General features: G+C 64.0%; 20 protein-coding genes. 12 read left to right on the forward strand and 8 right to left on the reverse strand.

Annotated features, from left to right (window positions below; all coding sequences use genetic code 11):
• The first annotated feature begins 35 nt into the window (after positions 1-35).
• The 6 genes from V3H18_RS02700 to V3H18_RS02725 all read left to right on the forward strand — a co-directional run bounded on the left by V3H18_RS02700 (position 36) and on the right by V3H18_RS02725 (position 7,445).
• Positions 36-584, forward strand: coding sequence for a CDP-alcohol phosphatidyltransferase family protein (locus V3H18_RS02700; protein WP_332080343.1), 549 nt, complete (start codon positions 36-38; stop codon positions 582-584).
• Between the two features lies 1 nt (position 585).
• Positions 586-1,800 carry an AI-2E family transporter gene (locus V3H18_RS02705; RefSeq protein WP_332080344.1) on the forward strand — a complete coding sequence of 405 codons (1,215 nt, stop codon included), beginning with the start codon at positions 586-588 and terminating at the stop codon, positions 1,798-1,800.
• Positions 1,800-2,498: a P-loop NTPase family protein gene (locus V3H18_RS02710; protein ID WP_332080345.1), complete on the forward strand. Its 699-nt coding sequence runs from the start codon at positions 1,800-1,802 to the stop codon at positions 2,496-2,498. Before V3H18_RS02705 ends, V3H18_RS02710 begins: the two co-directional genes overlap by 1 nt.
• A 68-nt stretch (positions 2,499-2,566) precedes the next feature.
• Positions 2,567-4,795, forward strand: coding sequence for an RNA degradosome polyphosphate kinase (locus V3H18_RS02715; protein WP_332080346.1), 2,229 nt, complete (start codon positions 2,567-2,569; stop codon positions 4,793-4,795).
• Positions 4,788-6,353 carry an exopolyphosphatase gene (ppx, locus tag V3H18_RS02720; RefSeq protein WP_332080347.1) on the forward strand — a complete coding sequence of 522 codons (1,566 nt, stop codon included), beginning with the start codon at positions 4,788-4,790 and terminating at the stop codon, positions 6,351-6,353. The genes V3H18_RS02715 and ppx overlap by 8 nt, the downstream gene beginning before the upstream one ends.
• An 87-nt stretch (positions 6,354-6,440) precedes the next feature.
• The gene (locus V3H18_RS02725; RefSeq protein WP_408631755.1) at positions 6,441-7,445 is read left to right on the forward strand and encodes a linear amide C-N hydrolase; all 1,005 of its coding nucleotides are present in this window, start codon (positions 6,441-6,443) and stop codon (positions 7,443-7,445) included.
• A 101-nt stretch (positions 7,446-7,546) separates the two neighbouring features.
• On the opposite strand, the gene V3H18_RS02730 is transcribed toward V3H18_RS02725, so the two are convergent.
• The 3 genes from V3H18_RS02730 to V3H18_RS02740 form a co-directional block, all read right to left on the reverse strand.
• The gene (locus V3H18_RS02730) at positions 7,547-7,942 is read right to left on the reverse strand and encodes a hypothetical protein (RefSeq protein ID WP_332080349.1); all 396 of its coding nucleotides are present in this window, start codon (positions 7,940-7,942) and stop codon (positions 7,547-7,549) included.
• A gap of 279 nt (positions 7,943-8,221) precedes the next feature.
• The gene (rnd, locus tag V3H18_RS02735; RefSeq protein ID WP_332080350.1) at positions 8,222-9,394 is read right to left on the reverse strand and encodes a ribonuclease D; all 1,173 of its coding nucleotides are present in this window, start codon (positions 9,392-9,394) and stop codon (positions 8,222-8,224) included.
• A 70-nt stretch (positions 9,395-9,464) separates the two neighbouring features.
• A complete protein-coding gene (locus tag V3H18_RS02740) occupies positions 9,465-9,785 on the reverse strand; it encodes a YbjQ family protein (RefSeq protein ID WP_332080351.1) in 321 nt (106 codons plus the stop codon).
• Positions 9,786-9,991: 206 nt separating this feature from the next.
• Here V3H18_RS02740 and V3H18_RS02745 point away from each other — a divergent pair, with 206 nt between their 5' ends.
• Positions 9,992-10,840: a tetratricopeptide repeat protein gene (locus V3H18_RS02745; protein ID WP_332080352.1), complete on the forward strand. Its 849-nt coding sequence runs from the start codon at positions 9,992-9,994 to the stop codon at positions 10,838-10,840.
• Positions 10,841-11,059: 219 nt separating this feature from the next.
• Positions 11,060-12,454 carry a cytochrome B6 gene (locus tag V3H18_RS02750; RefSeq protein ID WP_332080353.1) on the forward strand — a complete coding sequence of 465 codons (1,395 nt, stop codon included), beginning with the start codon at positions 11,060-11,062 and terminating at the stop codon, positions 12,452-12,454.
• Positions 12,455-12,500: 46 nt separating this feature from the next.
• On the opposite strand, the gene V3H18_RS02755 is transcribed toward V3H18_RS02750, so the two are convergent.
• Positions 12,501-12,998, reverse strand: coding sequence for a peroxiredoxin (locus V3H18_RS02755; protein WP_332080354.1), 498 nt, complete (start codon positions 12,996-12,998; stop codon positions 12,501-12,503).
• 125 nt (positions 12,999-13,123) lie between these two features.
• On the opposite strand from V3H18_RS02755, the gene V3H18_RS02760 reads away from it, so the two are divergent.
• Entirely contained in the window at positions 13,124-16,645 is a 3,522-nt protein-coding gene (locus V3H18_RS02760) for an AsmA-like C-terminal region-containing protein (RefSeq protein WP_332080356.1), read from the forward strand.
• 106 nt (positions 16,646-16,751) lie between these two features.
• On the opposite strand, the gene tyrS is transcribed toward V3H18_RS02760, so the two are convergent.
• Both tyrS and V3H18_RS02770 read right to left on the reverse strand, forming a co-directional pair.
• On the reverse strand, positions 16,752-18,014 hold the full coding sequence (gene tyrS, locus V3H18_RS02765; RefSeq protein WP_332080357.1) for a tyrosine--tRNA ligase: 1,263 nt from the start codon (positions 18,012-18,014) through the stop codon (positions 16,752-16,754).
• A gap of 69 nt (positions 18,015-18,083) precedes the next feature.
• The gene (locus V3H18_RS02770) at positions 18,084-18,611 is read right to left on the reverse strand and encodes a pYEATS domain-containing protein (RefSeq protein ID WP_332080358.1); all 528 of its coding nucleotides are present in this window, start codon (positions 18,609-18,611) and stop codon (positions 18,084-18,086) included.
• A gap of 337 nt (positions 18,612-18,948) precedes the next feature.
• Here V3H18_RS02770 and V3H18_RS02775 point away from each other — a divergent pair, with 337 nt between their 5' ends.
• Together V3H18_RS02775 and V3H18_RS02780 are read left to right on the forward strand one after the other, a co-directional pair.
• Positions 18,949-20,472, forward strand: a complete 1,524-nt coding sequence (locus V3H18_RS02775) for an MBOAT family O-acyltransferase (RefSeq protein WP_332080359.1) — start codon at positions 18,949-18,951, stop codon at positions 20,470-20,472.
• Between the two features lies 1 nt (position 20,473).
• Entirely contained in the window at positions 20,474-21,718 is a 1,245-nt protein-coding gene (locus V3H18_RS02780) for an alginate O-acetyltransferase AlgX-related protein (RefSeq protein ID WP_332080360.1), read from the forward strand.
• 105 nt (positions 21,719-21,823) lie between these two features.
• Here V3H18_RS02780 and V3H18_RS02785 read toward each other — a convergent pair whose 3' ends face one another.
• Positions 21,824-22,708, reverse strand: coding sequence for an EcsC family protein (locus V3H18_RS02785; RefSeq protein WP_408631751.1), 885 nt, complete (start codon positions 22,706-22,708; stop codon positions 21,824-21,826).
• A 419-nt stretch (positions 22,709-23,127) separates the two neighbouring features.
• Between V3H18_RS02785 and V3H18_RS02790 the strand changes: the two genes are divergently transcribed.
• Complete coding sequence (locus tag V3H18_RS02790) at positions 23,128-23,664, forward strand: DUF992 domain-containing protein (RefSeq protein WP_332080362.1); 537 nt, start codon at positions 23,128-23,130, stop codon at positions 23,662-23,664.
• 13 nt (positions 23,665-23,677) lie between these two features.
• Here V3H18_RS02790 and V3H18_RS02795 read toward each other — a convergent pair whose 3' ends face one another.
• The gene (locus tag V3H18_RS02795) at positions 23,678-24,424 is read right to left on the reverse strand and encodes an SDR family NAD(P)-dependent oxidoreductase (RefSeq protein WP_332080364.1); all 747 of its coding nucleotides are present in this window, start codon (positions 24,422-24,424) and stop codon (positions 23,678-23,680) included.
• Positions 24,425-24,541 lie beyond the last annotated feature (117 nt).

The following is a 24,541-nucleotide window of genomic DNA, read 5'->3' on the forward strand; positions in this document are numbered from 1 at the left end:
TTGTGGAATGGGCGCAGCGCGCCACATAGTCCTCAATGGCATATAATTGGTTTGCCTCCCTGCCGAATTTCATCAGCATCGGCCGTCTCGTGCTGACGCCCATGGCGATCTCCATGATGGTCGATAGAAATTGGACGGCGGCCTTTGCGCTTTTCGTCGTCGCCGGGGTTTCCGACGCGCTCGACGGCTGGCTCGCGAGAACCTTCCATCTGCAATCGGAACTTGGCGCGATTCTCGATCCGCTCGCCGACAAGGCGCTGATCGTCTCGATGTATGTGACGCTCGCCATCGTCGAGGCGCTGCCCCCCTGGCTCGCGATCATGGTCGTCTCCCGGGACGTCATGATCGTCGGCGCCGTCTCTATTTCCTGGCTGATGTCGCGGCCCATGAAGGTCGCGCCGCATATTTCCTCCAAGGCGACCACGGCGGCGCAACTCGTGCTCGCGGGCCTTGTTCTCGCCGGCCGCGCCTATGGCCTTCACATTCCCGTTTTGGAAACGGCGCTAATCGCTCTTGTCGCCGCATTGACCATCGCTTCGGCCTGCGTCTATCTGTGGCTGTGGGTCCAGCATATGAGGCCGTAACATGTCGCAAAGGGGCCAGCCGGGCGCCTCGACAAGCCGCCACGCCGAACCAAAACTTCCCATCGAGTCCGAGCCGGAGGACGAGTTCCGCCCGCTGCAATGGGCGGGCCTGAGCCTCGAACGGCAAGTGGCGCTATGGGGCCTGGCGCTGCTGACGCTGGGGACGGCGCTCTATTTTCTCAGTCCCGTGCTCGCGCCTTTCGTCGCGGGCACGGCGCTCGGCTATCTGCTCGATCCGGTCGCCGACCGGCTGCAGCGGCTCGGACTGTCGCGGCTCGGCGCCGCCTCCTTGCTGCTCGTGACCTTTCTTTCCGTCGTTGGCGCGGCGGTGGTGGTGCTGGCGCCGATCCTGACGCATCAGCTCGTCGGCTTCATGACCGCGCTGCCTGGCTATATCCAGACGCTGCACGGGCTAATGGCGCAGTGGAGCGCGCATTTCACCAGCGACTATGTCAATGTCTGGCTTCAGGAATTTGGCCTCGGCGGCGCGGCGGCCACCTTCGACGCCCAAAAATATATCAACGATCTCACGAGCCAGAGCGCGACCTTCATCGGCGACTTCCTCAAATCGCTGCTGTGGCGCGGCTATGCGCTGATCAATGTCGTTTCGCTCATCGTCATCACGCCGGTGGTGGCCTTTTACATGCTGCTCGACTGGGATCACACTGTCGCGATCATCGACGATCTGATTCCGCCGCGCCATCGCGACGACGTGCGCTCGCTCGCCCGCGATATCGACCGGGCGCTCGCAGGCTTCGTGCGCGGGCAGTCCCTCGTCTGCCTGTTCCTGGGCGTGTGGTATGCGGTGGGCCTCTCGGCGATCGGGCTCAACTTCGGTTTTCTCATCGGAGTCATCGCAGGCGTTTTGAGCTTCGTCCCCTACGTCGGCTCCATCACCGCCTTCGTCTTCTCCATCATCGTCGCCCTCGTCCAGGATTGGCCCCATATCAGGCTGCCGATCGAGGCGGTGGCGCTGGTGACGACGGGCCTCATCTTGGACGGCTATGTGCTGTCGCCGCGCCTCGTCGGCGCTTCGGTCGGGCTGCATCCGGTATGGATCATGTTCGCGCTGCTCGCCTTCGGCGCGCTGTTCGGCTTCACGGGCCTCATCGTCGCCGTTCCGGTCGCCGCGGCGCTCGGCGCGGTGATCCGCTTCCTGACGCGGCGTTACCGCGCCAGCGCGCTCTATCAGCATCCCATCCCCGATCGCGCCTGATGAACGCGGGCGCGCGGGACCGGGGCGAAGCCAAGGGCCAGCTTCCGCTGGAACTGCCGACGACGGAGCGCTTCGGGCGCGAGGAATTCCTGCCCGCCGCCTCGAACCGCGCTGCGCTCGACATGATCGACCACTGGCCGGACTGGCCGGATCGCGCCCTGACGCTTGTCGGACCGCCCGGCGCCGGCAAGAGCCATCTTTGCGCGATCTGGGCGGCCCGCGCCGGAGCGCTCGTCGCCGACCCCGAATCGCTGCCCGGGCTGGAAAGCCTTGTCGCCGAGGCGCCGCGGGCGATCCTCATCGACAATGTCGACCGCGTCGCGGAGGAGACGGCGCTGTTTCATCTATTGAATTTCGTTAACGAGAGCGACGCTTTCCTGTTGATGAGCGCGGCCCGCCTGCCGCGCGCCGAAGACGTGCGGCTTCCTGATCTCCTCTCCCGCCTGCGCCGCGCGCCGGTCGTCGAGATCGGCGCCCCGGACGAGGAACTGATGCGCGCCGTGCTCGAAAAGCTCTTCAAAGACCGCCAGCTTCTCGTCGAGCCCCCCGCGCTCGCCTATGCGACGCTGCGGCTCGAACGCTCGCTCGACGCCGCCCGCGCCTTCGTCGCCGCGCTCGACCGCGAGGCTTTGGCTCAGGGGCGCGCTGTCACAAGAGCGCTAGCGGCGCAGGTTATGGAAAGATTTCCCCAGGGCTGAGGCGCACGACGTTTCCGCTCGCCCGCGCGCTGTGCCATGATGGCGTAGCGATCCATCGGAAAAGCCTTATGAAACCCCATATCCAGGACAAGCTTCCCGCCGAACGCACGGGCGCGGACATCAATATGATGGATGGCGCCGACCGGATTCTCGAAGAAGATCCCGCCAAGCTCGCGACCTCGCCGCAGCGATTCATCAACCGCGAGCTCTCCTGGCTCGAATTCAATCGCCGCGTGCTGGAGGAAGCCTCGAACCGCAACCACCCGCTGCTTGAGCAACTCCGTTTCCTGTCGATTTCCGCCAATAACCTGGACGAATTCTTCATGGTGCGGGTCGCCGGCCTGCGCGGGCAGGTGCGCTCCGGGGTCACCGCACGGTCGGAGGACGGCCTCACGCCGGCCGAACAGCTCGTCAAGATCACCGAGCGCGTGACGCTTTTGACGAGCGAGCAGCTCCGCCGCTGGCGGGAGCTCCGCGCCGAGATCGAGGACGTCGGCATCATTATCGTCGAGCCGGCGGACGTCTCCAAGGCCGACCGCGAATGGCTGGAGGATTATTTTCTCAATCGCGTCTTTCCGGTGCTGACGCCGCTCGCGGTCGATCCGGCGCATCCTTTCCCCTTCATCCCAAATCTGGGGTTCACGCTGGCGCTGGAGCTGGTGCGGCCGGGCGACCGCAAGACGCTACAGGCGCTGGTGCGCCTGCCGCCCAAGATCGAGCGTTTCGTTCGGCTGCCTGGGCACGCCGCCGGGCGCGAGCGCTTCATGCTGCTCGAAACGCTGATCGCGATGAACGCCCAGCGCCTGTTCCCCGGCTATCTCCTGCGCGGGCAGGGCCTGTTTCGCGTCATCCGCGACAGCGACCTTGAAGTCGAGGAAGAGGCCGAAGACCTCGTGCTGCTCTTCGAGACGGCGTTAAAGCGCCGCCGCCGCGGTTCGGTCATCCGTCTCGAAGTCGCCGCCGATATGCCGCCGACCCTGCGCGCGCTCGTGGCCGACGAACTCGACGTGAACGAGCCCGAGACCTTCGAGATCGACGGGATGCTGGCGCTCAACGATCTTTCCGAACTCGTCGCGCTCGACCGCCCCGAACTGAAATTCAAGCCCTATAATCCGCGTTTCCCCGAGCGGGTGCGCGACAATGGCGGCGACTGCTTCCTCGCCATCAAGCAGAAGGATCTCGCGGTCCACCACCCTTACGAATCCTTCGACGTCGTCGTGCAGTTCCTGCAGCAGGCGGCGCGCGATCCCAATGTCATCGCGATCAAGCAGACGCTCTATCGCACCTCCAACAACAGCCCGATCGTCCGCGCCCTCGCCGAAGCGGCCGAGGCGGGCAAGTCCGTCACCGCGCTCGTCGAATTAAAGGCGCGTTTCGACGAGGAGGCGAATATTCGTTGGGCGCGTGATCTGGAGCGCGCCGGCGCGCAGGTCGTTTTCGGCTTCATCGAACTCAAGACCCACGCCAAACTCTCGCTCGTCGTGCGCCGCGAGGGGACCGGCCTCGTCACCTATTGCCATGTCGGCACCGGCAATTATCACCCGGTGACGGCGCGCATCTATACGGATATTTCCGTCTTCACCGCCGATCCGGCGATCGGGCGCGACGTGTCGCGCATCTTCAATTTCATCACCGGCTACGCCGAGCCAGCGGGGCTCGAGCGCATGGTGGTCTCGCCGATCTCGCTCAAGAAGAAGCTCCTCGAACATATCGAGGAGGAAATCGCCTTCGTGAAGGCCGGAAAACCTGGCGGGATCTGGGGAAAATGCAACGCCCTCGTGGATCCCGAAATCATCGACGCGCTTTACGCCGCCTCGCAGGCGGGCGTGTCGATCGATCTGATCGTGCGCGGCATTTGCTGCCTGCGCCCGGGCGTGCCGGGACTGTCCGACAATATCCGCGTGAAATCGATCGTCGGGCGTTTTCTGGAGCACGCCCGCGTTTACGCCTTCGGCGGCGGCTATGCGCTGCCGCATGCGCGCGCGCATGTGTATATTTCCTCCGCCGATCTCATGCCGCGCAATCTCGACCGCCGCGTCGAGGCGCTGATGCCGATTCTCAACCCGACCGTTCATCAGCAGGTGCTCGATCAGATCATGCTCGCCAATCTCATCGACAATGAGCAGAGCTATCGCGTCCTGCCGGACGGATCGTCGATGCGCATCGTGCCGCCGGAAGGCGAGGAGCGATTCAACGCGCATAAATATTTCATGACCAATCCTTCGCTCTCGGGCCGCGGCAAGTCGCTCAAGGATTGGCGGCCGCGCTCCCTCTTGAAGCGCGCGCAAGATGCTTGAGACATGGCTCCGCGCCGTTAAGGATCGGCGCAAGGGAGAACGACTCGACGCCCCGTCAGGACCCGTCGCCATCGTCGACATCGGCTCCAATTCCGTGCGTCTCGTCGCCTATCAGGCCCTGACGCGCGCGCTGACGCCGATCTTCAACGAAAAGGCGATGTGCGGCCTGGGCAAGGGCGTCGTCACCACGGGCCGTCTGCCGGAGGACGGCGTCGACAAAGCGCTGAACGCGCTGCGGCGGTATCGCGCGCTCTGCGAAACCATGGGCGTCGGCGATATTGAGGCGATCGCCACCGCCGCCGTCCGCGACGCCAAGAACGGCCCCGCCTTCCTCGACGCCGCGCGCGGCGCCATTCGCCGCGATATTTCGCTGCTGTCGGGAAAACGCGAGGCGGAGCTTTCGGCGCTCGGCGTCATCTCCGCCGTGCATCAGCCGGATGGCGTCGTCGGCGACCTCGGCGGCGGCTCGCTCGAACTCATCGACGTGGGCAAGGATTCGCTCGGCAAGGGCGTGACGCTGCCGCTCGGCGGCCTCGCGCTGATGGACGCTTCGCGCCGCTCGATGCGCGAGGCGACGCGCATCGCCCGCAAGGCCATCGCCGATGCGAAGCCTCTCGATCATCTCAAGGGCCGCACCTTCTACGCCGTCGGCGGCACCTGGCGCTCGCTCGCCAAGCTCCACATGCGCCAGCGCAATTATCCGTTGGGCGTCATGCATCATTACCGCATCCAGACCAATGAGGCGGCCGATTTCGCCGAGCTGGTCGAACGCATCGACAGCGCGGCCTTGGAGGATATCGACGTCGTCTCTGCGGCGCGCCGGCCGCTTCTCGCCTATGGCGCGATCGTGCTCGACGAGATCATTCGCCGCGCCAAGCCGCGCGAGATCGTCATTTCCGCCGCCGGCGTGCGCGAGGGATTGCTCTATGAGCGCCTGCCGCCCGCCGAGCGGCGCATCGATCCCTTGCTCTCGGCGACGCGCGAATTGGAGGCGACCTTCGCGCGCGCGCCAGGCTATGGCGACGATCTCGTGAACTGGACCGACGCCTTCATGGCGAGCGGCGAGATCGACGAGACGGATGAGGAGCGCCGACTGCGCCACGCCGCCTGTCTTCTCTCCGACATCGCCTGGCGCGCCCATCCCGAATATCGCGCCGAGCGGGCGATCAATATCGTGACGCAAGGGACCTTCGTTTCGATCGACCATCCCGGCCGCGCCTTCCTGTCGCTGGCGATCGTCTTCCGCCATGAGGGGCCGGAAGGCGCGGAAGGTCTCGCATTGCTGCGCAGCCTGCTCACCACGCGGCTTTTCATGCGCGCCCGCATCCTGGGCGCGATCATGCGCGTCGCCTATCTTCTCTCGGCGTCGATGCCGGGCGTTCTCCCGCGCACGCGGCTGCGCTTCGCCAACCGCGTCGTGATGCTAACCCTGCCGGCCGATTATGCCGATCTCGCAAGCGAGCGCGTGCTCAATCGCCTCAAGGCGCTCGGACGGCTCCTCGGCGCGGACGCCCAGATCGAGATCGCGCCGGGAACCATCGCCGCCGCCAACCGTTGATTTCCCGCCTATTGCGACAAGGAAGACATTCGACGGAGGGAGACTGCCGTGAATAAGCAATTTACCCAATGGCTGCTGACGGGCGCGATGGTCGCGCTGCTGAATTCCGCCGCGCAAGCCTGCACGCGCGTGCTCTATGGGACCGCCGACAATGACTATCTCGTCGGCCGGACGATGGACTGGGACGTCGATCCGCGAACAAACCTGTGGTCTTTTCCGCGCGGCATGGCCCGCGACGGCGGGGTTGGTCCCGGTTCGATTAAATGGACGGCGAAATATGGTTCCCTCATCGCCGACTTTTACGACGCGGCGACGGCTGAAGGCATAAACGAGGCCGGCCTCGCGGCCAATCTTCTCTATCTTGCCGAAGCGGATTACGGAGACCCGAAAGCGTCGAAGAAGCCGCTGCTTTCCGTCGGCGGCTGGACGCAATATGTCCTCGACAATTTCGCCACCGTCGCCGATGCGGTGAAAGCGCTGCAAAAGGAGCCTTTCGCGATCGTCGCGCCCGATCTCCCCGGCGGCGTGAAAGCGGCGAGCCATATGGCGCTCGCCGATCAAACGGGCGACAGCGCCATCCTCGAATATCTCGGCGGCAAGCTCGTCATCCATCACGACCGCAAATACACGGTGATGACCAATTCGCCGCCTTTCGATCAGCAGCTTTCGCTCAACACCTATTGGGTGGAGATCGGCGGGTCGAATTTCCTCCCCGGCACGCATCGGGCGTCAGATCGCTTCGCCCGCGCCAGTTGGAACTTGAACGTGACGCCGAAAGTCGACGACAAGCGGGTTGCGATCGCCAGCGTCTTTTCCATCATTCGAAACGTCTCGGTGCCGCTTGGAATCTCCACGCCCCAGGAGCCCAATATCGCCTCGACGCGGTGGCGCTCGGTCACCGACATCAAGGATCGGCTCTATTATTTCGAGCCGACGCTGAACCCCACAATTTTTTGGGTTGAGCTGACCAAACTGAAGCTCGAACCGGGCGCCAAGCCGGCGAAGCTCGATCTCGTGGGCAATCCGATTCTTTCCGGCGAGGTTTCGGACAAATTCCTTCCCGCCGAACCGTTTAAATTCCTCTCGCATTGACGGCGCCTCAACGCGCGGGAGCCGTCAGAGCAGGGGGCTCGCTCTCGTAAAACGGTGAAAAAAAAGGCGACGCCGTTTCCGGCGTCGCCCTTCTTGCGCGTTTACTCCGCGATTGGATAGGCCGCGAGGCGATTCATGTGCTCGACGTTCATCGCCCGCGCGCCGGAGACGCAAGTGAAACGCAGCGACTTGCCGACCGGCGTGTCGAAATGCGCCGCCTTGCCGTCCGCCACGGTCACGACCAGTCGGGTCGCCTCCGTCGCAGGGGTCTCCAGTTCGGCGGACGCCGAGTCGATCACCATCACTGTAAGCCGGCATCCGTTATCGGCGCCGACGAAATAGCTGACGAGGTGCTTCGATCCAGCATCGAAGCTCGTGGCCATGAGCGGCCGCATCGTCTGAGGCGACCATGCGTCGCCGGCGACCAGGCCCGAGCTTGCTGCAAGCCAGAGCGCTCCGCCGAGCGCCGCCGCGACAATTCGTTTTCCTGTGGTCATAGGTCTCTTCCTTCCATCTATCGATGGAGCGGCGCGCGATCGCCCAATTGGCCTCGGCGCGATCGAACGGCGCTCGATACGGAAGGTAGTTAGTGCGCCGCACAATAACAATATTGCAGCGCGAAAAAATCTCGAGATTGCGGTGCGACATATTGTTTCATATGGATAAACGAGAACGCTTAAACTTCCGTCATGTTGAAGGAGCAACGGTTCGACCGCACTTTTTTATGGCGCCGCAAGCTTTGGCGTTGTGCGCAGCAATAAAAACAGTTGACGGAATTATTCCGCGTTTGCGGGAGCTTCGGCGTCCTGCCAGTCGAAGGTGACGACCCGCCCGTTCTCGACCGCGAGCGCCAGCCGTCCGCGCTTCAGCTCAAGCGCTTTTTCCCCAAAAATGGCTCGCCGCCATCCTTTGAGCGCGGGCGCGTCGGCTTCATCGTCGGCGGCGATGGCCTCCAGCTCCTCGACCGTGGCGATCAGCTTGGGGGCGACTCCCGTCTCCTCCGCCACCTGCCGCAGCAGCACCTTCAGCAGCTCCACGGTCGCCCCATTGGCGCCGCGCCGCTCGCGTTCGATGCGCGGCATGCCGGCGGGGTCGCGCGCGAGGCCGCGCTCGACGGCGGCGACGATGTCGATTCCGGCGCGCGAACGCTCCATCCCCTTGGGGAAGGAGCGCAGATTGCCGAGCGCCTCGGCGCTGCGCGGCGCCGCCTGGGCGATCTCGATCAGCACGTCGTCCTTGAGCACGCGCGAGCGCGGAACGTCGCGCGTCTGCGCCTCGCTTTCGCGCCAGGCGGCGAGCTCCATGAGCACCGCAAGGTCCCGCGGTTTGCGGGCGCGATGGCGCAGGCGCTCCCAGGCGTTTTCGGGATGTTGCTCATAGGTCGCGGGCGAGGTCAGCGTCTGCATCTCGTCCGCGAGCCAGTCGAGGCGGTTGGAGCGTTCGAGGCGGGTGCGCAGCGCGACGTAAATATCGCGCAGATGCGTCACGTCGGCGATGGCGTAGTCGATTTGCGCGTCCGACAGCGGACGGCGGGACCAGTCGGTGAATCGCGACGACTTGTCGACATTGGCCCTTGTGATCGCCTTCACCAGTTCGAGATAGGAGGCCTGCTCGCCGAAGCCGCACACCATGGCCGCGACCTGGGTGTCGAAGAGCGGCGCCGGGATGAGCCGGGCGAGCCGCCAGATAATCTCCAGATCCTGACGCGCCGCATGGAACACCTTGACGACGCCCGGATTGGCCATCAGCTCAAAGAATGGCGAAAGATCAATGTCTTCCGAAAGAGCGTCGATCGCCACCGCCTCTTCTGGCGACGCGAGCTGAATGACGCAGACGCGCGGCCAGAAGGTCGTCTCCCGCAGGAATTCGGTGTCGACGGTCACAAATGGATGTTTGGCGAAACGGTCGCATATCGCGGCCAGTTGGTCATTTGTGGTCAGCAGGCTCATTTGATTTATTCTAAACGTTTTTCACCCGAGGCTGAAGCCCAGAAACGTCCGCCTTGCGCAGGAGACGCGTTCAGGCGGGTTCGACGACCACCGCCGTGCCATAGGCCAGCACCTCGGTGACGCCGTCCATGATTTCATTCGCGTCATAGCGCATGCCGACGACGGCGTTGGCGCCGGCGTCCGCCGCATGCTGGCACATATGTTCGAAGGCCTCCTCGCGGGTCGTCTCGGCCAAATTGACATAGACCGACAGCTTGCCCCCGAAGATCGACTGTACGCCGCCGAAGAAATTCCCTACCACGGAGCGCGAGCGCACGGTGATGCCGCGCACAAGGCCGAGATGGCGCACGATACGGTAGCCAGTGATGTCATTGGTGGTCGAGACGATCATGAAAGCCCTCCGGGCGACGCGGGAGAAGTGAATCAATCCGCTAAACTTACTTTAATTCCAGCTTGCGGGCGCCGCCTAAAGGAGTAGCATGGCGGGGCCACTCTTTCATCAGGGAGCACTCCAGCATTATGAATGAGAGTCTTCGTTCCGTCGTGTGCGCTGGCGCACGAGAGTCGTATCGCCTCGCCTTCGTTGGCGCTTGTATTTTGGTCGGCGCGCCTGTTTTCGCGGCGCCTGCGCGAATACATCCGGCCTGGAGCCAGTGCCGCGCCGCCGATCCCGACGCGCGCATCGCGGGCTGCACCCAGATCATCGACAGCGTCGCCAAGGAAACCGCGCATAACAAGCTCGCCGCCTATGTCAATCGCGCCGGCGCCTATCAAGCCAAAGGCGATTACGCCAGCGCCATAGCGGATTTCGGCAAGGCGCTCGACGTCGACCCCAAATCGGCGGTCGTGCTCGTCGCGCGCGGCGCGGCGCATCAGGGGAAGGGCGACCTCGACGCCGCCATCGCCGACTATGACAAGGCGATCGCCCTCGACAAGAAGAACGCCGCCGCCTATGTGGCGCGCGCCGCGATCTGGCGGGCCAAGGGCGATGGGGAGAAGGCGCTCGCCGATCTTGGCGAGGCGGCGAAGCTCGACCCGAAATCCCCCGCCGCGCATGTGGCGCGCGGCGCGATCTATCACGCGAGGGGCGAGCACGACCGCGCCATAGAGAATTTCTCGGAGGCGGCGAAGCGCGATCCCAAGCATGCGGCGGCGCGCAGCGGGCGCGGCGCCTGCTATTACGCCAAGGGAGAGTTCGACAAGGCGATCGCCGATCTAGACGCGGCGCTCAAGATCGACCCGAAGAATGTCGCGGCGCTGATCAATCGCGCCAACGCCTGGCGCGGCAAGAAAGACTTCGTGCGCGCCAAGGCCGATTACGAGGCGGCGCTCGCCGCGCGGCCCGATCTCGCCGCCGCCAAGAAGGGATCGGAGGATATGGCGAAGCTCATCGCCAAGGTTTCCGGGGATGCGGCGCCGGCCGGGGTCCCACCCGAACGCGACTAAGCCGCCTCCCACCGCGATTAAACCATTGGAAGAAGGCGCGCCGCCCGCGTCGCGCCGTTTCTTTTTGCGGCGCGCGCCGTTTTTGACGCCGGAGGCTTGCCGCGCTTCGGGATCTTACAATTTTAATTCAGTGGGCGGCCGTCGCCAATGGAGCTTTCCCATCGCGCGCGACGACGTTGCGGGCTCTTCCGAGTCCGACCTCACGAGGGAGATTCCGCCGTGCGATCTTTGAAATTAAAAAAGACCTGGACGGCCTTGACGGCGATCGGCGTCGCCATCGGCCTTCAGGCGGCTTACGCCCAGCAGGACGCCAATTCCTATATGCCCGTCGTGATCAAGGACTCATTCGCTTCGATCATGGCGAAGATGAAAGCGGCGAAGCGCGACATCGAGAAGAAGCATGCCGATCTGCTCGCCCTGCGCTACGATCTCTCCAACCGGCCCGCCAAGGGCGTGACCATGTCGCGCGGCAAGCCGGTGCAGGACGGCGTGCGCGTCAAGCTCTCGGGCAAGGTCAAATGGGAAGATCTCGCGGCGATGACGCCGGCTGACATCCGCGAGAAAAACCTCTTCCCAAAGGGCTTCTTCCCGCTGCCGCATCCCAATCACCCCGAAGGCGGCATGGTCTTCCCGAAATTCGAGATCGACGAGATCAACAAGCAGGAAGGCCGCGATCTCACGCGCTTCGATCTCGACTACGATATTCCCGACCATTTCCTGCCGGAGTTCCCGCCGCCGATTTACCTCACGACGCGCCCCGATCTCGGCGACGTTTCCAAAGGCAAGCTCGTTACGCTTGACAACTACTACGAGATTTTCGACGGCGTCCTAAACCCGAAACAACTGGAAGGGTTGCGGCTGCTGCTGACGCCTTTCCCGCAGCAGCAGTTCAACCAGACGGACGATCGCCGCTCGGAGAAGCCGAGCCGCGGCGTCGCCTGCCTCGACTGCCATACGAATGGCCATACCAACGCCGCGACGCATCTTGTCGGCGACATTCGTCCGCAGCCCAATCGCCATCGGATCGACACGCCGCCGCTCCGCGGCGTCAACATTCAGCGCCTGTTCGGCTCGCAGCGCGCCCTGAAGACGGTCGAGGATTTCACGGAATTCGAGCAGCGCGCCGCCTATTTCGACGGCGATCCGGTGATCGCCACCAAGAAGGGCGTCAATATTCTGGAGCGCGGCAGCCAGGTTCATTTCATGGCGGAGATGGAGGAGATTTTCGATTTTCCGCCGGCGCCCAAGCTCGACATATTCGGCAAGCTCGATTCGTCGCTGGCCACGCCGGCGGAGCTGCGCGGCCAGGAGATTTTCTTCGGCAAAGGGCAATGCTCGGTCTGCCACGCGCCGCCGTATTACACCGACAATCTCATGCATAATCTGCGCGTCGAGCGCTTCTATAAGCCCGAAACCATAAATGGGATGCTGGCGACGGCCGACGGGCCGATCAAGACCTTTCCGCTGCGCGGCATAAAGGATTCGCCGCCCTATCTGCATGACGGACGGCTGCTCACGCTCGCCGATACGGTCGAGTTCTTCAATCTGGTCCTAGGGACCAAATTGACGGCGGAAGAAAAAGACGACCTTCTGCAGTTTATGCGCACGCTGTGAGCGGACGCAGGCCTGATCGCGAAAACGAGGGATCAGGCCAGCGTCTTCACGCTTTCAGCGCCTTGGCCGCTTCGAGAACCTCTTCGGCGTGGCCGGGCACTTTCACCTTCCGCCAGATTTTGGCGATCTTGCCGTCGACGTCGATCAGGAAGGTGGAGCGTTCGACCCCCATATATTTGCGGCCGTACATGCTCTTTTCGACCCAGACGCCATAGGCGCCGAGCGTCTCCTTTGTCTCGTCGGAGGCGAGCGGCAGTTTCAATTCATATTTTGTGCGAAACTTGTCATGGCTTTTGACGGAATCGGGCGACATCCCGACCACGATCGTCTTCGCTTTGGCGAATTTGTCACAAAGTCCATTAAATTCAATAGCTTCCTTAGTGCAGCCGGAGGTGTCGTCCTTGGGATAGAAATAGAGAACGACCTTCTTGCCCTTAAGCGCGGCGAGCGAGACCTTCTCGTCGCCCGCGCCGGGCAGATCGAAAATGGGCGCGGGATCCCCTTCTTTGAGCATGTCCTCGGCCTTGGCCGCAGTTTTGGGCATCTCGCCTTCCTTTCGTCGCATCCGCAGCTAAAATCAGACTTTACAATGCAGACTGCGCGCCAGCCGGCAAGCCCGGCGCGAATTTGCCAGCGCCGGCGCTGCGCATACGCCAAGAGCGAGGCCATTTGACCCACAGGACAGGGCGCGAGAATCTACGCGGCCAAGGCGTCAAGCCTTTGCCGCGGCGCCCTTCGGCGCAGCCGCGCCGCACATCCGGACGCCTCCTGACGCCTAGCCGCGGCGCGGCGCGCCTCCTTATAGGCGGCGCCCTCGGCGCGGCGTTGCTCGTCATTCTGACGATCGGCGGATTTTTCTATCTTCTTTCGAAGGGGCCAATCACTTTCGCCTGGCTCGCGCCGAGGATCGCCCAATCGCTCGATGAACTCGCGGGCGAGCATTACCAAATCTCGCTTCGGACCGCCTCGCTGGCGAATGGGGAGCATGGCCCGACCCTGTCCGTCGACGATCTCGTGGTGAAGCAGGACGGGCGGCCCATTCTCGCGGCGCCGCGGGCGGAGGTGTCGCTCGATTTCCACTCGCTCTTGATCGGCCAGCTGAAACCGCGCCGGCTGGAGGTTCTGGACCTCGATTTGCGGCTGTCGGTGACGCCGGACGGCGCCGTCGCCATTTCGGCGGGCGCCGAACCCGTGGCCGCGACGCCGCCAAGGCCCGCGCTGGCCGACGCGTCGCAAACGCCGGACATCGGGGTCGGGGGCGAACGCGTCGCGCTGCTGCGCGAAGCGGCTGGGGCGCTGCGCGGCGTGATGGACCTCGCGACGAGTCCGGAGAGCCCCATCGGCGCGCTCGACCGTTTCGGCGTAGCGCATGGGCGGCTCGTTATCGACGACCGCACCATCGACCGCGTCCTCCGCTATGACGACGTGACGCTGAGCCTCGACAAGGGCGGGGGCGGCATGCGCTTTTCGGCGGCGGCGAAAGGACCCTCGCGGCGCTGGACGGCGACGGCGGTGGCCAAGGGCGCGCCCGGCGGACGACGCGACTTCCAGGCGCAATTGCGCGATCTCTCGGTCGACGAGATCGCGCTCCTTGGCGGATTCCGCGCGGCGCGCTTCGACACCGACGCGCCGCTGGCTTTTGACCTGAGCTTCGCGCTCGGCGCCGGCGACGAGGTGCTTGAAGCTGTCGGCGGCATGGAGATCGGCCGCGGTTATTTCCGCTTCGACGAGCCCGACCATGAACCGGTCATGATCGAGAAGATCGCCGCCGCCGCGATATGGGACAAGGCCGGCCGCCGGGTCGCGATCGCGCCTTTTTTGTTCAAGGCCGGCGGTTTCGACATGGCCATCGTCGGCGAGGCGCGGGCTCCGGCGGCGAGGGCCGGGCAGGCGGCGGGCGCCGACGAGCCCTGGACGATCGCGCTGCGGCTCAAGGAGCCGACGGTCGTCGCGCCGGAGCGCGCCGGCGAGAAGAATATCCGCATCGACAGCGGCCTCCTCAATGCGCGCTTCTTTCGCGACGAAAGACGCATTGTATACGACAAATTCGCTTTCTCCGGCCCCGAGGCGAAGATCGACCTGAACGGCGCCTTCAGCTGGCGGAATGAAAATCACGTGACCTTCGCGCTCGACGTGGAGGAAACGCAGATTTATGCGCTGGCGCGGCTGTGGCCTACTCATGTCGCGCCGCAAGTGCGGGCCTGGTTCGTCGACCATGTTCCGGCGGGCGTTGTGCGCCAGGCCAGATATACGGCCGATTTCGACAACGCCGCGCTCGTTACGATGCGCTACGAGCAGTCGCCGCCCGACTCCTCGCTGCTCCTCGAGGGAGAGATCGTCGGCGGGACGGTCGCCGAAATTCTGCCCGGCATGGCGCCGCTCACCGGCGTCAACGGGCGCCTGCGCGTCACTGGCCGCACCGCGATGTTCGCGGCGAGCTCGGGCGTGATGGAGACGTCCCCCGGACGGCGTCTCAATCTTTTGGAAGGGCGCTTCACCGTCGCCGACAGCGCCTTGCGGCCGACGCCCGCGGCCGTCGAGATAAATGTCGGCGGCGCCGTCGAGGCGGTCGGCGATCTGCTTCTCATTCGGGACATTGCGCAGCACGCCACGATTCCCGTCGAACCGGGAACGCTGAAAGGGACGATCGAAGGACGGCTTCGCGTCGATTTCGAAACCGGCGACGACGCCCGCGACGAAAACACGACTTTCGCCATCGACGCGACGACCTCCAATCTCGTCATTGAGAAACTGATCGGCAAGGAGAAGCTCGAGGCCGGCGCCCTGCATGTCGTCGCCGACCGCGCCGGTCTGCGCGTCAATGGAACGGGCCGCATTTACGGCGCGCCGGCGACGCTCGACGTGCATCGGGCCTTTGGCGATAAGGGCGCGGCGCAGGCGCAGCTATCTTTGACCTTCGACGAAGCCGCGCGCCAGCGCGCCGGCTATGTGATCTCCGGCCTGAACGGCCCCCTGACCGCGACCGTGCGCACGCCTTTGCCGATCGAGGAGGTCAATACGCAGATCGAGCTCGACCTCACGCGCACAGGCTTCGACAATCCTCTGCCCGGATTGACGAAGCCGGCGGGCAAGCCGGCGAAGGCGTCATTCGTGCTGACGCGCCGCGGCGAAGGGATGGCGCTGGAGCAGATCAATTTCGACGCGGGATCGGCGCAGGCGCAGGGCATGGTCGAATTTTCGCGCGACGGCGCCTTCCGCGTCGCGCGCTTTTCGCAGGTGCGGCTTTCGCCGGGCGACGACATGCGCGTCGAGGTTCAGCGCGGGGGCGAGGCCGTGAAGGTCGTCGCGCGCGGCGCCAATTTCGACGCGCGGCCGTTGATGCAATCGCTGCTGCGCGCCGATCGAAACGATCGCGCCGGCGGGCCATCGATCGAGAACCTCGATTTCGACTTCAAATCGCCGATCGTCACCGGCCACGGCAAACAGATTCTCTCCAATGTCGATTTCAAGATGGAGCGGCGCGGCGGAAAACCGCGCGTTCTCGAACTCAGCGGCTTCTTCGGCCGCGAGCAGCTGACGATCAGCATGGCGCGCAATCAGAACGCGGGGCAGCAACTCGAGGTCGCGACCAATGATGGCGGCTCCTTCCTCGCGTTCCTCGATCTCTATCGGAAGATGGATTCCGGCGCGTTGTCGGCGACCGTGCAGCTTGGCCAAAACCGCGCCGACGGCGCCTTGCGCATCCGCGATTTCTATGTGCGCGGGGAGCCGACCCTGCGCCGGCTCATGGCGCAGGGCGGCGCGGCGCGGGCGGACGCCCGCGGCAACTATAGCTTCGATCCCGAACTCGTGCGCGTCGGACGCCTGGAGAGCGACTTCACCTGGTCCGGCGGTCAATTGGCGGTGCGCGAGGGCGTGTTGTCAGGCCCCGAAATCGGGCTGACCTTCGACGGCTATATCGATTTCCCGCGCGAGCAGCTTGACCTCGTCGGCTCCTATGTGCCGGCCTATGCGCTGAACAGCTTGCTATCGAACATTCCGGTGCTCGGCGTCGTGCTCGCCGGCGGCCAGCACGAAGGCGTCTTCGCGCTCAGCTATCACGTCGCCGGCGCGCTGAACTCCCCGACGGTCAGCGTCAATCCGCTGTCGGCGATCGCGCCGGGCCTCATGCGCAAAATCATGGGCGTCATCGACGGCACGGCGCGCATGCCGCAGGAGCGGCAGCGTTAGAGCAAGTTCTTAAAAAAGTTGACAGACTTTTTCGATCAGAACTTGCTCCAGCTTATTCATTTGGCCGTCTGATCGGAAAGCGCGCTAGCCGCCCTTTGAGCGGCGTTTACGAGCGCTCCAGCAGCACATGCTTCTTCTTGCCGAGCGAGAGTTTGACGACGCCGTCCTCGGCGAAATCCTTTTCGCCGAGGACGCCGCGTTCGTCCGTCACCGGCGCGTCGTTGACGCGCAGGCCGCCGCCCTTGATCTGCCGTCGCGCTTCGCCCGTCGAGGCGACGAGTCCCGCCTTGACGAAAGCCGTCAGCACGCCGAGGCCAGCGTCGATCTCCTGCGCCGAGACGGCGACTTTGGGCAATGACAGGGCGAGCGCGCCTTCTTCGAATGTGGCGCGCGCCGTCTCCGCCGCCTGCTCGGCCGCGGCGCGGCCATGGACGAGCGCCGTCGCTTCGGTCGCGAGCGTCTTCTTCGCCTCATTGACCTCGGCGCCCTGAAGCGCGGCGAGGCGGCCGATCTCCTCCATCGGCAGGAAGGTGAAGAGCTTCAGGAAGCGCGCGACGTCGGCGTCCTCGGTATTGCGCCAATATTGCCAGTAGTCATAGGGCGACAGCATGTCGGCGTTGAGCCAGACCGCGCCCGCCGCCGTCTTGCCCATCTTGGCGCCGGACGATGTCGTCAGGAGCGGCGAGGTGAGGGCGTAAAGCTGCGGCGTCCCCATGCGCCGTCCGAGGTCGAGGCCCGTGACGATATTGCCCCATTGGTCCGAGCCGCCCATCTGCAGCAGCGCGCCGTAGCGTTTGTTGATTTCGACGAAGTCATAGGCCTGCAGGCACATGTAATTGAACTCGATGAAAGAGAGTTCATGCTCGCGTTCGAGGCGCAGCTTCACCGAATCCATCGTCAGCATGCGATTGACGGAGAAGTGGCGGCCCACGTCGCGCAGGAAATCGATGTAGTTCAGCCTCGCGAGCCAGTCGGCGTTGTCGAGCAGAAGGGCGTCGGTCGGGCCGTCGCCGAAGGCGAGGAAGCGCTCGAAGATCTGTTTGATCGAGGCCTTGTTGGCGTCGATCTGCTCGATCGTGAGCAGCCGGCGGCTTTCGTCCTTGCCCGAAGGATCGCCGACGCGCGTCGTGCCGCCGCCGACGAGCGGCAGCGGCTTGCCGCCCGTGCGCTGCAGCCAGGCGAGCAGCATGATCGGCAGGAGCGAGCCGACATGGAGCGAGGGCGCCGTGCAATCGAAGCCGATATAGGCCGTCAATCCGCCCGCCAGCGCCTTTTCGTCCAGCCCCGCGAAATCGGAGCATTGATGCACGAAGCCGCGCTCGATGAGCGCGCGCAGGAAGTCGGATTTAGGGGAGAAGTCGGCGGTCATGGGAAGGGTGATAGGCGCAGGGACGCGCCCGCGCAAGGCGGCGCGCGCCGCAATGAGGGCTCTCCAGGCTTATTGGCCGAACTGCAGCTGATGGCTGATCGCCGTCCGCGTTCCGTCCTTGAACGTCACCTCGATGGGCACCAGAAACGTTCCCCAGCCCGAGGCGGCGTAGGAAAAGCGAGAGCTGGGGTCGCACACGACCTGCGGCGGCAGTTGGAATGTGGCATGCAGCGTGTAGGTCACGCACTCAATTGTCGCGAGAACGTCCGCCGGCGCGTCGATATAGATGGTCCAGCCCCAAGTCTTGTTTCCAAGGTAGGTCGATGTATTCGCGGCGGAGAGCGGCGGGTGGGAGGCGCTCGGGGGCGGCGGCGCCGCTTTATTCGGGACCGGCGCGTCGACGACCGGCGGCGCAAACTTTCCAGGCTCCGTCGCCACGGGCGCATGTATATCGGGGTCCTTCGACTTGGGCTCCTTCCCGCCGATAAAACCGGAGCTATAAAGCGCCGTCACCAGCGCGGCGATTGAGCCGAAGAGCCCGCTTATCGCGGTTATGACGCCCGGCGCGGTTTTCCAAAAGGATGTTTCTTCGCTCACAGAGCGCTCCAATAAAATCGCCTAATTCTATTTCACGACGGCGGCGCTTGTCATCCGCAAACGCGCTGAGCGAATTTTCACGCGGCGCGCCTTCGATGCCGCGCCGGACATTCTTGCCTTTCTTGTCGCCCTTCTGGCCTTTTGCTAGAGCAGGATCGTTTGAGACGGAATCGCGTTGCGGCTCCGTCGCAAACTTGGATCCTGCTCTATTCCTTTAAATTGGAGCGAGATTCACGTCCTTGGCCAAAGCGCGTCGCGTTTCCATCCAGAACGATCTCGCTCTGAAAGCCGCCAGCCGCCGCGCCAGCCGTCGGCGTCGGCGAAATGCAGGAAGATCATGCTTTTCTATGAGCCGCTGTTCCTGTTTCTATTCGGGCCGGCGGTCTATCTCCTTTATCTCTTTTTCGGCGCGGCGAAGGCGCGGCGCGCGCTTATCCTGCTTTGCGCAAGCGTGATCTTTTACGGCTGGAGCGAGCCGGTTTTCGTCTTCGTCGTGTTCGGCTCCGTCGCGCTCGATCTTTACGTTGCGCGAAAAATCGCGGCCTCACCAGACTCCCTCATCCTGAGGAGCGAGCGCAGCTCGCGTCTCGAAGGAGGAGGGAGGCTGTCGCCCTCGCGCTTCGAGACGCGTCCTTCGGACGCTCCTCAGGATGAGGGCGATAAGGCGCGCGCGCGCTGGCTGGCGCTGGGCGTCGTCGGCAATCTCGCGATCCTGATCTATTATAAATACACGGGCTTTCTCGCGCTCAATCTCGACGCGTTCCTAAAGGCGTTGACGCTCCCCGGAATCAATATTCCGCAAATCGCCTTGCCGATCGGCGTGAGCTTCATCGTTTTCGAAAAGATCACCTATCTCGTCGACGTCTATCGCGGCGTCACGGCGCCGGCGCGGCCCTTTCTCTATGGGCTTTACGTCTTCTTCTTTCCCAAGCTGCTCGCCGGGCCGATCATCAAATATCACGACATCGCGCGTCAGTTCGAGGAGATGCGCCACGCCGACATGGCGGATTTCGTCGCGGGCTTTTCGCGCTTCATGCTCGGCGTCGTGAAGAAGCTGCTCCTTGCCGACACGCTCGCGAGCGGGGCGGACATGATCTTTGCGCGCGACCCTTCAACGCTCGGCTTTACGGAAGCATGGGCGGCGGCGATGTTTTTCACCTTCCAGATCTATTTCGATTTCTCCGGCTATTCCGACATGGCGATTGGCCTTGCGCGCATGTTCGGCTTTCGCCTCTTGGAGAATTTCAACATGCCCTATGTCGCGACCAGCATCACCGATTTCTGGCGGCGCTGGCATATGTCGCTCACGAGCTGGATTCGCGAATATTTATATTTTCCGCTCGGGGGCAATCAGCGCGGCGAAGCGCGCACCTATTTCAATCTCTGGATCTGCTTTCTCGCTTCCGGCGTCTGGCACGGCGCCGCTTGGACCTATGTCGCCTGGGGCGTCTATAATGGCGCATTCCTCGTGCTCGATCGGCTGTTTCTGCTGCGCCGCCTCGAGCGCCTGCCGGATTGGCTCGCCAATGTCGTCACAATGATCGTCGTGATCGTCGGATGGACTCTCTTTCGCGCGACTTCCTTCGCGCAAGCCGGCGCGCTGCTCGCGCTGATGGCGCAGCCATGGGCGACGGCCAGCGCGCCTGTCGCGATCCCCGAGGAATATGTCGTCGTCGCGCTCATCGCCGCCGCGATTTGCGTCGCGCAGCGCGTCTCGCTTTTTTTCGAGGGCTTCGATTGGGCCATAGCCGCCCAGCGTTTTGCGCTGGCGTCGAACGGCGCGCTGTCGATCCTCTTTATCGCCGCGCTGGCGAAGGGGCTCGCCGATCCGTTCAAGCCCTTCATCTATTTCCGGTTCTAGAATGACGCCGGTGAATCATCCTTGCGAGGCGCGAAGCGCGGCAATTAAAGGCGCGATAATTACCCGCCTCCCTATTTTTGGCTGCGCCGGCTTCATCCTATTTCTGTTTCTCGCGAATCTGTGGAATTTCGCGGTCGAGCGCGACTGGCCGAAATTGCGCATCCGCAGTGCCTCGCCGCTGGCGGGCGTCGCGAAGCCGAAACCCGTCCCCTGGACGCTCGACGCTTTTCTTTCCGGCGAGACGCAGAAGGCGGTCTCGATCAATCTCGGTCGAGAGTCGCCCGTGTTTCCGATCGCAGTGCGCGCGAAAAATCAGCTCGTCTATTCGCTCTTTGGCAAATCCGCGGCGCCCGGCGTCGTCGTCGGCCGCAACGACCAGCTCTATGAGCAATTCTATATCGACGAATTTTGCGCGCGCGGCGGCGCGCCCGATTTCCCGCGCATTGAGACATGGGCGTCGACGCTGAGCGGGATTCAACAAGCGGCCGAGGCGCGCGGCAAGAGCTTCGTTTATGTCGTGTCGCCGTCGAAAGCCGCGCGCTATCCCGAAGATTTGCCTCGCTCGGTTCCTTGCGCGGCGCGGGCGGCGGCGACGCACGACAAGCTCGCGCCCTATCTCGCCGCGCTCGCGAAAGCGGGCGTTCGCCATGTCGACGGGGCAGGGCTCATTAGCGCGGAGCGGCCTCATTACGCCATTCCGCTCTTCCCGCGCGGCGGCACGCATTGGAATAGCGTTGGCGGCGCGCTGGCTTTTCGCGAGGCGACGCGTCTCTCGCCCGCTTCGCCGGTCGGCGTATTGGATTTCGCATACGCGCCCTCGCCGCAAGCCATGGGCACGGACCGCGACCTGCTCGATCTCCTCAATCTTCTTTGGCCCGACGCGCAATATTCGACGGCGGCGATTGGGCGAGCAGGGGAGGCGGCCGATTGTCCGCGCACGCCGCGGCTCCTCGCCATGGGCGGCAGTTTTCTGCATCAGATTCTCGCGGCGGCGACGCTCGCGCCCTGTCCGCCGCAAATCGACTATTGGTTCTATATGCGCATGGAGGACAATCGCGTCGAACTCGGTCACTACCGCCGCTCGCCCGGCGACGCCTCGAACGGCGCGCGTCTTTCCGCCGCCTTGGAAGAGCTCGACGAAAATCTCGCTGGCGCGGATCTCATTCTGCTCGAAGAAAACGAATCAAACATCGCGACGATGAAACAGGTCGGCCATTTGGCCGACGCCATAGGCCGCTTACATTAGATCACGTTGCATTTGGGCGATGTCCCAAAGACGGAGAGCGTGATCGATTCAAAAATTTTAGAGCGCGCTTTGCGCGAAAACCGGATTCCTTTTTCGCAGCACGCTCTAGGCCGCGCGCGAGGGGTCGCGCCAATAGCCTTCGTCGCGCGCGATCTTCGCATATTCGGCGTGGACGAGGAGGGGGCCATAAAGCCGCTCGAGCCTTCGCACCGCGAAATGGCCGCGGGCCAAAGTCTGGAAATGTTCCATAAAGACGACATTGATCGCCGCGCCGCTGACGGCGCCGATGACGGGCACGGCCTGCGCCGCGGTCTTTTGCGAGACGACGACGCCGAAACGCGCCGCGAACTGGCCGATCAGCCGGGCCAGCGCCGGCGCGGCTTCGTCGACGACTCTGCGAGCCGTTAGGTAATGGGCGGCGTCAGTGACGGATTTCGCCATGAGCGCGCGCAACGCGAGATAGCCGCCCTCCAGCAGATTTTCTTCCGCGGCATGGCCGCCAAGCGCGAAAACTTCCAAACAAGCGAGAGCGGCGTGCGGGCTGCGCAGGTTCTCGCCCTCGCTGCTGGCGATCTCGGCGATGGAGCGCAGCATGATCGTCGTCGACAGCGGCAGTTCGAGCGGCAGGCTCACGAGGCCCATGGCGCCGCCGACGCCGCCCGTGAGCGCGGCCAGACGCCGATGGAGGCGCGCCCTATCCCTGACGGGGCGTCCGTCGAGGCTCGCGAGAGCAGCCTTCATGGACAAAGTCAGCGCCTTATGGGCGGCGCTCGCCGCCGCCGCCTGCAGCCGCGGGGACAGGGTCAGCGCGCCAAAGCCTTTTCCCCGACCGGCGAGCGCGGCGAGGCGTCCCGCAAAAGTCTGGCGCTCGAGCGCAGCGACGGCGGCGCGCAGCGCAGCGAGATCGGACTCTGTAAGGCCCTCTCCCAAGGGGACAGGGAGCGAATAGGTCTGCGGCACGGCTAGCCTCGGCGCTGGATCACGCGACATTTGGAACTGCATCGCCCAAATGTAGATAACGTGATCGATTCTAAAAGTTTAGAGCGCGCTTTAACGCGAAAAACCGGGTCCCGCTTTTTTCGCAGCGCGCTCTACGAAATAGCTGGGAAACAGCCGGGAAACATAAGCGTAAATCGGTCGCCAACGCGCCATTTGCAAGCGCGCGGCCCGGCATGATAACGCCAAAGCGGCCCGCGATGGAAAGTTTCTGACGCCGTCGCGCCTCGTGCGTTTGCGCACAAGTCCCGGCCGGCGCCGGCGTTATCCAAACGCCGCGAACGTCGGGACGACGCCCTTGTATTTCCGTGGTTGTCCTATAACTCCAACTTGTGCGTAGCAGCTTCGTAGTCGTGAAAGAGGCGCGAAAGCCGCCTCGATAGGAAGAGGAGAGTTGAATGAGGAAATTTGGATTGGCTCGCGCCTTAGGCGGCGCTTGCCTTCTCGCGCTGCTGACGCCAGCGGCGGGGTTTGCGGATGATCGCGTGGGCACGCTGCAGTGCCGCCTCCTGGGCAATAGCATTAGCGTGCTGGTCGAAAACCAGCAGATCGATTGCATCTATCGCGACGATGCGGAAGGCGCGTTCCCCGCGCATTACGTCGGCACGCTGACCAAGGTCGGGCCCAACATCACCATTAACGGTCCTGGCGAACTCGGCTGGGGCGTGGTCGCGGCGACCGATCACATCGGGCCCGGCGCGCTTGCCGGAAACTATGTGGGGCCGGGCGTGTCGGCCAAGGTCGTCGTGGGCGGCGGCGGCTCGGCGCTCGTCGGCGGCTCCGACAATACTTTCTCGCTGCAGCCCTTCAATGTGCAGGCCGGCGCCGGCTTCGGCTGGAATGCGGGCGTCGAGAGCCTGACGCTGGTCTATGTTCCGCCGCCGCCTCCGCCTCCGCCGGTTTGGCATCATCATCGCCGGCACCATCACTCGGTCCATCACCACCACTGATCGGTCCGCCGCCTCACGCCGGCGCGCGGAAATCCATGAGCCGGTCGGTCGGAAAGTCATAAAGCCTCGCGCTCTCGCGCCATTGCGGCGTCAGCAGCGCGAGGCATTTTTTTGCGAATTCCTCGGGCGTCCGCAGCGTCATCGGATCTTCGCCCGGCATCGCTTGCGCGCGCATGCGGGTGCGTAGCGGGCCCGGATTGGCGAGCATCGCCGTGACGCCGTCGCTCGCGGTCTCGGCCGCGTAAGTGCGCGCCATGGCTTCGAGCGCCGCTTTCGAAATGGCGTAAGGCCCCCAGAAGGGCTTCATTGTCGCGCGATGCGCCGCGCCCGACGTGATGAAGACGACGCGGCCCGCGCCTGAAGCGCGCAGCAGCGGATCGAGCGAGCGAATGAGCCGCCAATTGGCGGTGACATTGACCGCGACGACTCTGTCCCAATCCTTCGGATCGACATGCGCGAGCGGCGAGAGAGGTCCGAGCACGCCGCCATTGCCGACGAAAATATCGAGCTTGCCCCAGCGCGTGAAAAGCGCGGCGCCGAGCCGGTCGAGCGCGTCGAAATCGGCAAGATCGCAGGGAACGAGCGTCGCTTCTCCGCCAAGCCCGCGAATCTCATCGTCAAGCTCTTCGAGCGCGCCCTGCGTGCGCGCGAGCGCGACGACATGAACGCCGTCGCGCGCGAGCTCCAAAGCGAGCGCCCGTCCGATGCCGCGCGAGGCGCCGGTGACGAGAGCGATGCGGGGGGAAGGGGAAGAGGTCATGCGTCTAATCGAATAGAAGAGACCGAAGGTTTTGTCGTGTGTGAATCAGCGCGGATATAGGACGTAGCCGCTTTCATCGGAATTGAAATTAAAATGCCACTGGAAGCGAATCCGACG

The organism is Methylocystis borbori (genome assembly GCF_036576025.1).
GTDB lineage: Bacteria > Pseudomonadota > Alphaproteobacteria > Rhizobiales > Beijerinckiaceae > Methylocystis > Methylocystis borbori.